This window comes from Kitasatospora sp. NPDC056184 (genome assembly GCF_042268405.1).
GTDB lineage: Bacteria > Actinomycetota > Actinomycetes > Streptomycetales > Streptomycetaceae > Kitasatospora.
In genome coordinates this window covers 174129-186984 of sequence record NZ_JBHJUI010000015.1, presented here as the reverse complement: position 1 = coordinate 186984, position 12856 = coordinate 174129, and the positions used below count along the sequence as shown (strand labels likewise).

Genomic DNA, 12856 nt, shown 5'->3' with positions numbered 1-12856 from the left:
CTCCCGCACCGCGCGCACGGCGTCCGACAGCACGGCCGCGCCGTCCGGTCCCGGGGCCGCCACCGCGAGCAGCGCCCAGGGCAGCCCCGGCCAGCGGACGGCACCCGCCGCGGCCGGGTCCTGCCCGGCCGGCTCCACCGCGAGCTCGGGCCCCAGCGCCGGCGTCAGCGGCCCCGCGGCGGACCCGGCCGGGTCCGCCAGCACCAGCCGCAGCACCGGCCGGTCCGGCGGGGCCTGGAGGAAGCGGGCCGGGTCGTCCCCGGCTGCGGCGCTCACTCCAGACCGTCCGCGAGGCCGAGCGAGAAGTAGTTCTCGAAACCGAGCAGCCGCTTCATGGCGGGCGAGCTGCGCTCGACCACCTCCGGGCTGATCCCCTGCTGGAAGTTCTGCTGCTGGCGGACGTAGCCCCGGCAGTAGTAGTTGAGGATGCCGTGCCGGGGCCGGTCGGTGGTGTTGGCGCCGGTCTGGTGCCAGAGCCGGCCGTCGAAGATCATCACGCTGCCGGCCGGGGCGCAGACCGGGATCGTCTCCACGTCGCCCTCGCCGCGCGCGTAGTCCGGCTGCCGGCCCAGCAGGTGGGTGCCCGGGACGAGCCGGGTCGCGCCGTTGGACTCGGTGAACTCGTCGAGCATCCACATGCTGTTGGCGACCAGCGCGTACGGCGGCCAGGGCGGCCGGGCGAAGGTCTGGTCGGCGTGCACGTTCATCGCCGTGCCGCCGGGGCCGGCGATGTTGGCGTGGGTGCTGGAGAGCAGGAAGTTGAACCCCAGCACCTCCTCCATGAGCTCCAGCACCGCCGGGTGGCGCACGCTGCGCTCGAACTCCTCGCCCTTGTTGAGGAGGCTGAAGACGCGCTGGTTCCCCCCGTCGTACAGGAAGGCGGTGCCGTCCTTGCGCTCCTGTTCCGCGACCTCCAGAAGGCGGTCTCGGAGCCGCTCGAACTCGGCGGGCGGGAGCGGATTCTCCAGGAGGCAGTAACCGAATTCCCGGAGATCCTGCACGGCCTGGCTCTGGTTTCCCGTCAGGGTCGCGTTCATGGCCTCGATTTCACCTCGGAACACATGCGGGCGGATTCGTCGCGGGCAATTCAGGAAAGGACGGCGTCGGCCAGCCGGTCGACCTGGGAGAGGTGGGCGGCGGTGGGGTGGAAGACCACTTCGTCGAATCCGGCGTCGGCCAGTTCGGCGATCTGCTCGCGGATCCGCTCGGGCGAGCGCGGCGTCTTGGCGACGAAGGACTCCGCCTCGTCGCCGAGTACCCCGAAGTAGTCCCGGACGAAGCCCGCCGCCTCCTCGGCCACGTCCTCGCCGAGCCAGAACCGGGACAGCGCGACCAGCCGCGGCCGGCCCTCCCGGCCCGCCGCCGCCCACTCCTCGTGCACCCGCCGGACGGTCGGGGCCACCAGCGCCGGCTCCACGCCGGGCGCCGTCCAGCCGTCCGCCCAGCGGGCCGCCCGGCGGACGGCGTGCTCGCTCAACCCGCCCACCAGGACCGGCGGGACCGGCCCGGGCAGGCCGGTGTCGCCGTCCTTGCCGCGCAGCCGGGCGAGTTCGGCGAGCTGCTCCTCGAAGACCCGGGCCCGGCCGCCGTAGGCGCGGTCGGCCGCGGTGAAGTCGTCGGAGCGCACCCCCGGCCCGAGGCCGAGCACGAACCGGCCCTCGGCGAGCGAGGCGAGCGTCGCCGCCTCCTTGGCGAGCACCTCGGCGGTGGTCAGCGGGGCGACCAGGATGTTGGTGGACAGGCCGATCCGCGAGGTGACCGCGGCGGCCGCGGCGAGCACCGGCAGCGGCTCGTGGCCGGGGTAGCGCAGCCGGTGGGTCGCGGCGACGGTCGAGAAGCCGCGCTCCTCGGCGCGGACCGCCCACTGCCACTGGAGCCGCCCGGAGGCGCCGGGGATGGTGTTGGGGAACGCGATGCTGATCTTCACGGGGGCTCCAGCGGGGCGGCGGGGGCGGCGGGTCGGGAGACGGGGGTCGGGGCGCTCAGAGCCCCAGCAGGTGGTACGGGGTGGGGGCGAGACCGGTGGCTCCGGCCGGGCCGGTGCCGTCGGTGATGCTCTGCCGGCGGCGGTAGCCGTCGAGTTCGTTGGTCAGCAGCTCCCAGACCAGGTCGCCGGTCACGGCCCCGGCGGGCGGCAGGTCGAGGTCCACCAGCCGGTAGTCGTTGATCCACACCTGTCCGGCGGTCAGCTGCTCGGCGACGGCCCGCGCCCGCCCCGGATCGGCGGACCAGACGCCGGCGCTCAGCCCGTAGCGCGAGCCGTTGGCGATCCGCACCGCCGCGGCGTCGTCCTCGGCCCGGATCACCGAGAGGACCGGGCCGAAGACTTCCTCCTGGGCCACCGTGGCGTCCGGTTCGACCCCGGCCAGCACGGTCGGCCGGACGTACGCCTGCGGGTCGAGCCCCTCGGGCAGCTCGTCCGGCCCGGGGGACGCACCCCCGCACACCAGCCGGGCGCCCTCGGCCACCCCGAGCCCGGTGAACCGCAGCGCGGTGCGGGCCTGGTTGCGGGAGACCAGCGGGCCCAGGTCGGTCGCCGGGTCCAGCGGGTCGCCGAGGCGCAGCGCGAGCGCCTTCGCCCGGACCCGCTCGACGAACTCGTCGTGCACCGCGGTGTGCACCACGGCGCGCGAACCGGCCATGCAGACCTGGCCGTTGTGCAGGAAGACGCCCCAGGCGACGCCGGCCGCCGCGCGCTCCAGGTCGGCGTCGGCGAGCACCACGTTGGGCGACTTGCCGCCGAGGTCCAGCCGGGTGGCCGCGGCCGTCCCGCGCCGCACGCTCTCGCCGACCGCGTCCGAGCCGGTGAACGAGACCAGGTCGACGCCGGGCGCCCGGACCAGGCTCTCCCCGGTGGTGCCGCCGGGCCCGGTGACCACGTTGACCACCCCCGGCGGCAGTCCGCACTCGTGCAGCAGCCGGACCAGTTCGAGGGTGGTCAGCGAGGTGAACGAGGCCGGCTTGACCACGCAGGTGTTGCCCGCCGCGATCGCCGGGGCGATCCGCCAGGCGGCCAGCAGCAGCGGCAGGTTCCACGGCACCACGACGGCGACCACGCCGAGCGGGTGCCAGCGCAGGTGCCGCGCCGCGGGCCCGTCCGGCGCGGCCGGCGCGCGGTGCAGCCGCTCGGGCAGCTGCTCGGCCCACCAGGCGCTCCAGCGGAACGCGGCGGCCGCGCCCGGCAGGTCCCCGCCGAGCGCCTTGCGCAGCGTGGTGCCGTTGTCCCGGACCTCCAGCTCGGCGAGCCGCTCCGCCTCGGCGGTCAGCCGGTCGGCCATCCGGTGCAGCACGGCGGCCCGCTCGGCGGGCGCGATGCGCGGCCACGGCCCGCGGTCGAAGGCCCGGCGGGCGGCCGCCACGGCCTCGGTGACGTCCTCGGCGCCGCAGCGCGGGATGTCGGCCAGGTGCCGCCGGGTGGCCGGTTCGAAGGACCGGAAGGTCGCCCCGTCCAGGGCCGGCGCGGACCGGCCGTCCACGTACCGCGGGTAGTGCTCGCCCATCGCCGTCCTCCCGGTCTCCGTGGGCCGTTCTCGGTCGCGCTTGCCGGTACGTCACCGGCCGTTCCCGGTCGCGCCTGCCGGGACGTCGCCGGGCGGGCGGGGCGCGCGGCCCGCCCGCCCGGTCAGGCCCCGGCGCCCAGCCGGACCGGCAGGGCCGCGACGCCCAGCGGCAGCAGGTCGGCGGTGTGCCGCACCTCCCCGGCCGGCACGGCCAGCGTCACGTCCGGGTGGTGGGCGAGCAGCCGGCCGAGCCCGGTGGTCAGTTGGACGACCGCGAGGTCCAGGGCCGGGCAGTGGTGCGGGCCCGCGCCGAAGCCCGGGTTCGGCACCGGGTCGCGGTCGAGGTCCAGGATGTCCGGCCGGTCGACGGTCCGCGGGTCGCGGCAGGCCGCCGAGACCAGCGGCAGCACCGCCGCGCCGGCCGGCACCAGGACCCCGGACAGCTCGACGTCCCTCGTCGCGAGCCGCAGCAGCCCGTCGTTGCTCGACGGGTAGTACCGCAGCAGCTCGGCGACCGCGCGCGGGACCAGCTCGGGCTCGGCCGCCAGCCGCTCCCGGTGCTTGGGCTCGGCCAGCACCGCGAAGAGGTGCCGGGCCAGCAGGTCGCGGACCCCGATGAAGCCGGAGATCACCAGGCCGTGCAGCAGGGTGGTGCGCTGCTCGTCCGTCAGGTGCTGCCCGCCCGAGGCGGGTTCGTCCAGCCCGAGCAGGACGGTGGCGACGTCGTCGGCGGGCCGCTCCCGGCGGGCGGCGAGCAGTTCGGCGAAGGCCTCCCCCAGCCGCGCCCGGCAGGCCTCGGTGCGCTCGTCCTCGGCGCCGCCGGCCAGCAGCAGGGCCTCGATGTCGCCGGTGATCCGCGGCCACGACGCGCCGTCGAAGCCGAGGAGTTCGCAGATCACCCGGCCGGCGAAGGGAGCCGTGTAGTCGGCCACCAGGTCGACCGGCCCGGTGGCGCCGGCCAGGCCGGCGAGCAGCTCGTCGGCGATCGCGGTGATCCGCGGGCTCCACCGGGCCACCCGCTCGGGGGCGAAGCCCGCCGCGATCGGCGCGCGCAGCGCGGTGTGCCGGGGCGGGTCGAGGTCGACGATGCCGGCGCCCTGGCCGCGGCCGAAGCCGCGGCCGGGGAGCACGGCCGCCTGGTAGCGGCTGAACGCCGGGTCGGTCAGCACGGTCCGCACGTCGGCGTCCCGGGTGACCAGCCAGATGTGCTCGCCGTCGGCGAGCCGCACCCGGGAGACCGGGTCCTCGACCAGCAGCCGGGCGTACTGCGGCGGGACGGTGCCGCCGGGCCCGGCCGGGTACGGGAAGGCCTCGCCGGCCGGCACCTCGGCGGCGCTCATCAGCCGGTCGCCTTCGGGTAGCGGACGGTCCGGAACACCGTCGGCACGACCGCCTCCCAGCGGAAGTCCTGGGCGAGCAGCTGGTTGTCCAGCTGGTGCTCCACCACGATGGTGCCGGCCCCGTAGTCCTCGGCGATCTGCTCGACGTCCTCGGCGGTGACCAGTGCGCGCGGGTCGCCGAGCCGCGCGGCGACGCCCCGCGCGGGGGCCAGGAGCTCCAGCGCGAAGCCCCGGGCGATGTGCTGGCGGTGGGTGTGCGCGGCGGCGATCAGGAACTCCGGCCCGTGCTCGAACAGGAAGTGGCACAGCGCGCGGGCCTCCAGGAAGCGCCGCGGCCGCTCGGTGAACGTCCGGTTGGAGACCAGCACCGGACCGCCCGCCCCGGTGCGGGTCCCGTAGGCGACCAGACCGCGGTCGACGTACGGCACCGGCTCGACGTGGTGGGTGAGCAGGGTGTCGGTCTCGAACCGCTCGGTGGCCTCCACCCCCGCCCAGGCCCGGACCCTGCGGGCCAGCTCGTAGCCCAGGTGCCAGGCGTTGTCGAGCCGGTCCGGCGCCTGGAAGGTGGCCCGGATGTCCGCGCTCAGCTCGCGCAGCTCGGTGATCGCGGGGTGGGCCTGGCCGCCCTGGCCTGCGACCTCGCGGGCCCGTTCGACCCACCGCAGCCGGTCGGCCAGCCGCTGCGGGGCGACCCCGTTGAGGAAGTCCGTGGCCATCGGCTCGGGCAGTTCCCGGACGGTCCGGACGATGTCCGCCGCGTACGGCCCCGCCTCGGTGTACGGGTCGAGCCCGAGCCGCGCGGCGGCCCGGCAGAACGCCGCCTCCGCCGGGTCGGTGGCGGCGAGTTCGGCCCACTCCCGCTGCAGCGGGGTGCCGGTGATGCCCCAGTCGGCGAGCCGGGCGACGACCGCCTCGACGACGCCGCGCAGCGCCGCGGTGAGGGCGGCGGCGCCGACCACCGTGTTGCCGCGGGCGGTGTGCCGCGGGCCGGGGCGCCGGGCCGGGACGTTGTCCGGCATCCAGACGATCCGGGTCTGCCGGCCCTCGGGCACGATCATCGCGTCCGGCCAGCGGAAGCCGCCGCCGGCCGCCCGCAGGGTGTGCCGGCGCGAGCGGACCCACCAGGATCCGCGCTGGTCGCCGACGCCGTTGCGGTAGGCGAAGCGCAGCTGGGAGATCTGGGTGCCGGGCCGGGCGTCGGCCTGCAGCGACCACCAGTGGAAGGCGATCCACTCGGCGAGCGGGTAGAGCGAGCCGGTGGTGTACGGGCGGACGGTGCCGGCGACCGGGTCCTCGACGGTGGTCAGGGGGGTCTCCGAGCCGACGGTGATCTCCAGATCGGCCCAGGTGGCGGTGAGTTCGTCGGCCGGGACGGTCGAGGGCTCGTGCCACTTCCAGGTGAACGCGACGTCGGGGAGCGTGCTCATCCGAGGCCCTCCGGCCACTCGCTGGGGTGCAGGGGGTAGCCGGTGTACTGACCGGTCAGCCGGCCGGTGAGCCGGAACTCGTGGACGTCGTCGCCGTCCCGGTGCCACACGTAGGCGGGGAAGCCGCTGTCCCAGGGGCCGCCGACCGGGCCGTCGGCGAGGGCCTCGCGCAGCAGCTCGACCGGGGCGCGGTCCCCGGCGCCGGTCCAGTGCAGGACGTCCGGCGAGGGCGGGTCCCACGGGGTGAACGAGGCTTTCGGGGCGAGCACCGTGCGGTCGGCGCTGCCGGGCGGCTCGGACACCGTACGGCGCTGCGGGCGCCCGCGCTCGGGCGCGCGAATGTCGGACATGGCTGGGACCTCCGCTGCGGTTCGTGGGCAGGAAGCGGGAGTTGGGGGCCGTGCGGGCGTGCGGGGGTTTCGGGGCGTGCGGGGCGTGCGGCGGATCAGTCGGCGGTGCCGAGCGGCCGGCCGGGCCAGCCCTCGGGAACCGGCAGGCCGTGCAGCCGGGCCAGGGTGGCCGGGACGTCGACCGGGGCGGCCGGCCGGTCGTCGGTGTGCCGGGACGCGAAGCCGGGGCCGAGCCCGGCCCAGAACGACTCCCGGCGGTGCCAGCCGCTCTGCCAGGTGCGGTGGACGTGCGCGGCCCACTGGGGGTCGCCCAGCGGCAGGTAGCGCCAGTCGGCGGGTTCCATGACCAGGTCGGGCGCGCCGGCCGTCGCGGCGCCCGGGTAGACCTCCTCGCGGTCCAGCACGCCGGTGAGGAACGGCCGCCCGGTCCGCGGGTTGACGGTCTCCAGCAGCGCGGCCCGCACCTCGTCGCGGACCCGCCGGTAGTCGTGCTCGGCGATCCGTCCGGCCTTGTAGCGGTCCCGCAGGTTGATGTTGATGCCGTGGGTGCCCTGGACCGCCTCGAAGGCGGTGGTGTTCGCCCAGTCGACCCGGCCGTCGGACGTCTTCGCGAGCAGCCCCGCGCGCTCCAGGTCGTCGTTGACCGAGCAGTAGTTCCGCAGCGGCCCGAAGCCGATCTCGGAGAACGCCAGCACGTCGGTCCGGTCGTCCGCCGCCGCCAGGGCGTCCTGGATGACCTGGTCGCAGGTGCGGTACGCGGCGAACACCGCGCTCTCCTGCTCGCGGTCGGCGCCGTGCTCCAGCTCCTGCCAGTAGATGTGCGAAGTCCGGTCGATACTGGTGAGGTTGACGATCACCACGTCGTGCTCGGGCAGCAGCGCGAGGGCGGCCCGGCCGCGCTGGCGGTCGGCCTCCAGCAGCCGGGGCAGCAGTTCGTCGCGGGGCTGGCCCGTCCAGAAGATCGAGACGTCGTGCACCGGCCGGATCCCCTGCTTGGCGAGCCGGCGCTGGAGGTCGCGCGGATGGCTGGCGTGCAGGGTGGCGTACATCGGGTAGCCGATCACCGAGCCGTCCATCGGCTCGATCGGGTGGGTGCCGAAGAGCCCGATCGAGGCGAAGCGCAGCCCGGCGAAGGTCTCGTGCTGCCAGAGCAGCGGGTGCCTGCGGTCGCCGGAGCCCAGCACCTGGGGCGAGTACTCCGGGTCGTGGCAGGTCCAGTAGGAGAAGTAGCCGTGGTCGGCGGCCCGCTGGCCGGTGAGCACGCTCACCAGGCCGGGCGGTTCGTAGGGCGTGCCCTCCGCGACCAGTTGGCCGTGAGCGCCCTCGGACCGCAGCCGGGCGTACCCGGGCAGCAGTCCCTGCTCGCACCAGCGGTCGAGCAGGGCGGGGGCGGCTCCCTCGGTGATGATGACGATGGTTCGGTTCCGCTCAGTCACCCATTACTCCCTCGGCCGGCCGTACAGGGGATCGGGTTGCCGGATGGTGGACACCGGCGGGTATTCGAGCTCGGGTCGCACGGGCGCCGCGGACGGGCGCGCACCGGGAACGGGGGTGAGCGCGGGCGTCGGGGCACGACGGTGGACGGGCCGCCCGGGCCGGACGCGGGCAACCGCCACCGGGCCGACGGCCTGCGCATCACGGTAACGGTTCCACCAGTTGTCGTGTCCTGCTCGGAATGACGTTGGCCGAAAAGCCGCTCGCCGCAAGGCCGTTCGAGCCCGGCGGCGTATCCGGAACGCCTCTTCCCGTTCCGCTTGGGCTTCGTGTCCGCGCCGCTCCCGCTCCGTGCCCGAAGATCCCTTGTGTCCGTTGGCCCCGCCGGGGACGCACCGTCGGGCGAGGCCATTCAAGCCAACTCCGGCCACGGACCGGCACCCCTTCTTGACAGTCCGTGACGCGACTTGACTAGAGTGCCGCTGTCGCCCCGGTTCTCGGGTGCCCTGCTCCGCCGACACCAGGGACGGCTTCCGGCCGTCCCTCCGGTGCGCGTTCCTCCAGCCCTTCTCCGGTGTGCATTCCCCCAAGCCCCCTCCGGTGTGCGCTTCCTCCTCCGCCCGGCCGCCCGCGGCCCGGGGCGGTGAGCCCTGTCGGCGCCGACCGGTGTTCTCGCGAAGGAAAGGACCTGCTATGACGGTGTTGGGCCTCGGCGGTTCCGGGCACGACTGGTCGTCGTGCGCCACCGACGGCAGCCGCCTCGTCGCCGTCGACGAGGAGCGCCTGGTGCGCAGCAAGTACGGGCTGGGCACCGACCTGCTGGCGGGCGCCAGCCGGCAGGCCGTCCTGGCGCAGCTCGGCAGCAGCGCCGCCGAGGTCGAGCACGTCGTCGCCTGCGAACTGGTGCCCCGCCCCTTCTACCACTCCTTCCGCAACCGGGTGCAGGTGATCAACCACCACCTGGCACACGCCTACAGCGCGTTCGCGGCCTCCGGGATGAGCCGCGCCGCCGTCCTCGTCTGCGACAACTCCGGCAGCCTGGTGGCCGGCGACCGGACCGGCCCCGACGCCCGCGAGGCGGAGACGATCAGCTCCTTCGTCGCCGACCGGGACGGCATCCGGCTGCTGGACCGGGTCAGCGGCGCGCACGTGGTGGACGCCGCCTCCGAGAGCGCCTACTACCAGCCCGGCGAGACCGACAACTCGCTGGGCCACTTCTACCGCGCCGCCAGCATCGCGATCGGACTGGCCTACACCGGGCCCAAGACCCGCTTCCCGGTCAGCGAGGACGGCAAGACCATGGGCCTGGCCCCGTACGGCGACGAGCGGTTCGTCGACGAGCTGGCCGAGCTGGTCGACCTGCGGCCCGGGGGCGGGATCGGCATCTCCGCGAGCAAGGTCTCGCACGTCCTCGAACGCCTCGCCCGGGACGCCGACTTCGACACCCGGGCGGCGATCGCCCGGGCCGCCCAGGAGGTGCTGGAGCGCGCCCTGGTGCACTGCGCCCGCGCCCTGCACGCGCGCACCGGGCTGACCGACCTGTGCGTCGCCGGCGGCGTCGGCCTGAACAGCGTCGCCAACGGCCGGATCCTCCAGGAGACCGGCTTCGAGCGGATCTTCGTGGTGCCCGCCGCCGGCGACAACGGCATCAGCCTCGGCTGCGCCTACTACGGGCTGCACCAGCTGGAGGGCGTGCCGTTGGACGAGCTGCCGCCGTTCACCGACGCCTACCTCGGCCCGGAGTACCCGCAGCAGCGCGTCGACGCGGCGGTGGCCGCCTCCGGCCTGCCCGCCCGGCGGCCCGACGACCTGCCCGGTGAGGTCGCCGCGCTGCTCGCCGAGGGGCGGCTGATCGGCTGGTGGGACGGCCGCAGCGAGTTCGGCCCGCGGGCACTGGGCCACCGCAGCATCTTCGCCGCGCCGTACCCGGCCTCGGTGCGCGACCACCTCAACGAGCAGGTCAAGTTCCGCGAGTGGTTCCGCCCGTACGCGCCGATCGTCCGCGCCGAGCGCAGCGACGACTTCTTCGACCTCGGGCAGCCCTCGCCGTACATGCTGATCGTCACCCGGGTGACCCGGCCGGACGTCATCCCGGCCGCCTCCCACGTGGACGGCACGGCCCGGCACCAGACCCTGTTCGAGCACCAGAACCCCACCGTGCACGCGCTGCTGGGCGAGTTCGAGCGGCTCACCGGCTGCCCGGTGCTGCTCAACACCTCCTTCAACACGGCCGGGGAGCCCATCGTCGAGACCCCGGAGGAGGCGGTCGTGGCCTTCGCCTCGATGAACCTCGACCACCTCGTCGTCGGCGGGCACCTGCTCAGCAAGCCCTGAGCGGAGCGGGGGCGCGGCGGCACCGGACGGACCGACGGACGCACGACGGACGCACGACGGGCGGAGGACGCGTGGCGAAGCCGGAGAAGCGGGAGAACCAGGGCTCATGACGGTACTGGTGGTCGGAGGAGGGCCGACGGGCCTGGCGGCGGCGCTGTTCCTGGCCCGCGCCGGCATCACCGTCCGGCTGCTGGAGCGCCGGAGCACCACCTCGCCGCTGCCCCGCGCGACCCATGTCACCCGGCGGACCATGGAGCTGCTGCGCGAGGCCGGTCTGGAGGCGGAGGTCGCGGCGGTCGGCTTCGAGGTGGTGCCCGGCGACGACCCGCGGGTCCACGCCGAGCCGGACAAGGTCCTGCCGCGGACCGTGGTCGGCGTCAGCTCGCTCGCCCGGCTGGACGCCGCCGAGGTCCTGGAGACCGGCGAGGAGGAGCTCGCCGTCCCCGGCCCGTGCCCGCCGTTCTGGTGCGGCCAGGACCGGATGGAGCCGCTGCTGCGCGAGGCCGCCGTCCGGGCCGGGGCGGACGTCCGGTTCGGCCACGAGCTGGTCGGGCTGGACGCCCGGGCGGACGGCGTGCTCGTCCGGGTGCGCCGGCCGGACGGGCGCGAGGACCGGTTCGCCGCCGCCTACCTGGTCGCCGCGGACGGCGCGCACGGCTGGATCCCGGAGCACGTCGGCATCGTCCGCACCGGCCTGGGCACGGTGTCCCGGCGCACCAGCATCCTGTTCCGGGCCGACCTGGCCGGGCTGATCGGCGACCGCCGCTTCTTCATGAGCATGATCGAGAACCCCGGATTCTCCGGCGCCATCATGCAGCTCAACGACCCGAACGGCTGGGCGGCGGCCGTCGAGACCTCGGCCGTGCGGACCGGTCCGGAACCGCAGGGCCCGGACGCCCCGCCGGACCCCGACCGCTGCCTGGAACTGCTCCGCGCCGCGATCGGCGTGCCCGGCCTCCCGCTCGACCTGTCCGCCACCTTCCACTGGCAGGCCCGGCACCGGATGGCCGACCGCTACCGCAGCGGCCGGGTGCTGCTCGTCGGGGACGCCGCCCACCTGCACCCGCCGGCCGGCGGCTACGGCTCCAACATGGGCATCCAGGACGCGCACAACCTGGCCTGGAAGCTCGCCGCCGTCCTGCGCGGCTGGGCTGACCCCGCCCTGCTCGACAGCTACGACGCCGAGCGGCGCCCGGTCGGCGTGGCCACCGCGGAGCAGACCCTGCTGCTCGACGGCGTGCCCGCCGAACGCCTCGGCGGCACGGCCGTCGCCGACCCGCGCACCATCATCATGGGCTACCGCTACCGCTACCGCCCGGACGCCGCCGACTCCGACGGCTCCTCCGACGGCTCCTCCGACGATTTCGACGATTTCGACGACTTCGACGACGCCGGCGCCTCCGCAGACGCCCCGGCCTCCCCGGCCTCCCCGTTCGCCGCGCTCCCCGCCGGGTTCGCCCTCACCGGCGCCCCCGGCAGCCGCCTGCCGCACGTCCCGGTCCGGCTGCGCCGCGGCGGCCGCCCGGTCACCGCCTCCACCCTCGACCTCTGCGCGCCCGGCCCGACCGGCCCCGGGCTCACCCTGCTCACCACCGACGAACGCTGGCGCGCCACCGCCGCCGAGGTCGCCCGCGAGCTCGCCGTCCCGCTGCGCGCGCACGTCCTGCCGGCCGACGGGGACCGCCCCGGCACGCCGTCCTTCGCCCGGTCCTGCGGCACCGGACGGGCCGGCGCCCTGCTGGTCCGCCCGGACGGCTTCGTCGCCTGGCGCTGCGCGACGCACACCGCCCCGTCCGACGAGCGGCGCCGCCGCCGGCTGACCGCGGCCGTCCGCGGCCTGCTGGCCCTGCCCGCGGACCTTGCCGGCACCCACCCCCTCAGGCTCCGGAGTGGCCGATGACCCCCCACCGCCCGTACTGCACCTGCTGGCCCGGCGCGACCGTCTGGCTCACCGGGCTGCCGAGCGCCGGAAAGTCGACCATCGCCACCGAGACGGCCCGCCGCCTCGAACCCGACTTCCGGCGGGTCGAGATCCTCGACGGCGACCACAGCCGCGCCCTGCTCACCGCCGGCCTCGGCTTCAGCCGGGAGGACCGCTTCGTCAACGTCCAGCGGATCGGACTGGTCGCCGAGGTGCTCGCGCGCAACGGCGTCCTGGTGCTCGCCCCGGTGATCGCCCCGTACGCGGACGCCCGCGAGGCCGTCCGCAAGCGCCACGAGCAGTCCGCCACCACCTATCTGGAGGTGCACGTCGCCACCCCGGTCGAGGAGTGCGCCCGGCGGGACGTCAAGGGCCTGTACGCCCGGCAGGCGACCGGCGGCCTGACCGGGCTCACCGGCGTCGACGACCCGTACGAGCCGCCCACCCGGCCCGACCTCGTCCTGCCCGCCCACCGGCAGAGCCTCGACGAGTCGGTCGACGCGCTGCTGCGCCTGCTCGCCGATCGGGGGCTCGCGTGAACCGCCCGCCC

General features: G+C 75.6%; 11 protein-coding genes. 3 read left to right on the top strand and 8 right to left on the bottom strand.

The window, feature by feature from the left end; translation table 11 throughout:
- The 8 genes from ACFC0B_RS27630 to ACFC0B_RS27595 all read right to left on the bottom strand — a co-directional run.
- Positions 1 to 276, bottom strand: a 276-nt coding sequence (locus ACFC0B_RS27630) for a hypothetical protein (RefSeq protein WP_376091278.1), incomplete at its 3' end; no start/stop codon positions are given.
- Entirely contained in the window at positions 273 to 1037 is a 765-nt protein-coding gene (locus tag ACFC0B_RS27625; protein WP_376091275.1) for a phytanoyl-CoA dioxygenase family protein, read from the bottom strand. The genes ACFC0B_RS27630 and ACFC0B_RS27625, both read right to left, overlap by 4 nt.
- Before the next feature lie 50 nt (positions 1038 to 1087).
- Entirely contained in the window at positions 1088 to 1927 is an 840-nt protein-coding gene (locus ACFC0B_RS27620; RefSeq protein ID WP_376091272.1) for an LLM class flavin-dependent oxidoreductase, read from the bottom strand.
- Positions 1928 to 1982: 55 nt separating this feature from the next.
- A complete protein-coding gene (locus ACFC0B_RS27615) occupies positions 1983 to 3500 on the bottom strand; it encodes an aldehyde dehydrogenase family protein (RefSeq protein ID WP_376091269.1) in 1518 nt (505 codons plus the stop codon).
- A 122-nt stretch (positions 3501 to 3622) separates the two neighbouring features.
- A complete protein-coding gene (locus ACFC0B_RS27610; protein WP_376091266.1) occupies positions 3623 to 4840 on the bottom strand; it encodes a cytochrome P450 in 1218 nt (405 codons plus the stop codon).
- Positions 4840 to 6267: a hypothetical protein gene (locus ACFC0B_RS27605; RefSeq protein ID WP_376091263.1), complete on the bottom strand. Its 1428-nt coding sequence runs from the start codon at positions 6265 to 6267 to the stop codon at positions 4840 to 4842. The genes ACFC0B_RS27610 and ACFC0B_RS27605 overlap by 1 nt, the downstream gene beginning before the upstream one ends.
- The gene (locus tag ACFC0B_RS27600) at positions 6264 to 6617 is read right to left on the bottom strand and encodes a hypothetical protein (protein WP_376091260.1); all 354 of its coding nucleotides are present in this window, start codon (positions 6615 to 6617) and stop codon (positions 6264 to 6266) included. The genes ACFC0B_RS27605 and ACFC0B_RS27600 overlap by 4 nt, the downstream gene beginning before the upstream one ends.
- 95 nt (positions 6618 to 6712) lie before the next feature.
- Positions 6713 to 8053: an alkaline phosphatase family protein gene (locus ACFC0B_RS27595; protein WP_376091257.1), complete on the bottom strand. Its 1341-nt coding sequence runs from the start codon at positions 8051 to 8053 to the stop codon at positions 6713 to 6715.
- 691 nt (positions 8054 to 8744) lie between these two features.
- Between ACFC0B_RS27595 and ACFC0B_RS27590 the strand changes: the two genes are divergently transcribed.
- From ACFC0B_RS27590 to cysC, 3 genes are all read left to right on the top strand, one after another.
- A complete protein-coding gene (locus ACFC0B_RS27590) occupies positions 8745 to 10385 on the top strand; it encodes a carbamoyltransferase (protein WP_376091254.1) in 1641 nt (546 codons plus the stop codon).
- 106 nt (positions 10386 to 10491) lie between these two features.
- Positions 10492 to 12285, top strand: a complete 1794-nt coding sequence (locus ACFC0B_RS27585) for an FAD-dependent monooxygenase (RefSeq protein ID WP_376091251.1) — start codon at positions 10492 to 10494, stop codon at positions 12283 to 12285.
- Positions 12282 to 12845, top strand: coding sequence for an adenylyl-sulfate kinase (gene cysC, locus ACFC0B_RS27580; RefSeq protein WP_376091248.1), 564 nt, complete (start codon positions 12282 to 12284; stop codon positions 12843 to 12845). The genes ACFC0B_RS27585 and cysC overlap by 4 nt, the downstream gene beginning before the upstream one ends.
- The last annotated feature ends 11 nt before the right edge of the window (positions 12846 to 12856 follow it).

Coding starts and splice junctions, on each gene's coding strand:
- ACFC0B_RS27605 (WP_376091263.1), bottom strand. CDS start 6,267: ATGAGCACGCTCCCCGACGTCGCGTTCACCTGGAAGTGGCACGAGCCC.
- ACFC0B_RS27625 (WP_376091275.1), bottom strand. CDS start 1,037: ATGAACGCGACCCTGACGGGAAACCAGAGCCAGGCCGTGCAGGATCTC.
- ACFC0B_RS27600 (WP_376091260.1), bottom strand. CDS start 6,617: ATGTCCGACATTCGCGCGCCCGAGCGCGGGCGCCCGCAGCGCCGTACG.
- ACFC0B_RS27615 (WP_376091269.1), bottom strand. CDS start 3,500: ATGGGCGAGCACTACCCGCGGTACGTGGACGGCCGGTCCGCGCCGGCC.
- ACFC0B_RS27610 (WP_376091266.1), bottom strand. CDS start 4,840: ATGAGCGCCGCCGAGGTGCCGGCCGGCGAGGCCTTCCCGTACCCGGCC.
- cysC (WP_376091248.1), top strand. CDS start 12,282: ATGACCCCCCACCGCCCGTACTGCACCTGCTGGCCCGGCGCGACCGTC.
- ACFC0B_RS27590 (WP_376091254.1), top strand. CDS start 8,745: ATGACGGTGTTGGGCCTCGGCGGTTCCGGGCACGACTGGTCGTCGTGC.
- ACFC0B_RS27585 (WP_376091251.1), top strand. CDS start 10,492: ATGACGGTACTGGTGGTCGGAGGAGGGCCGACGGGCCTGGCGGCGGCG.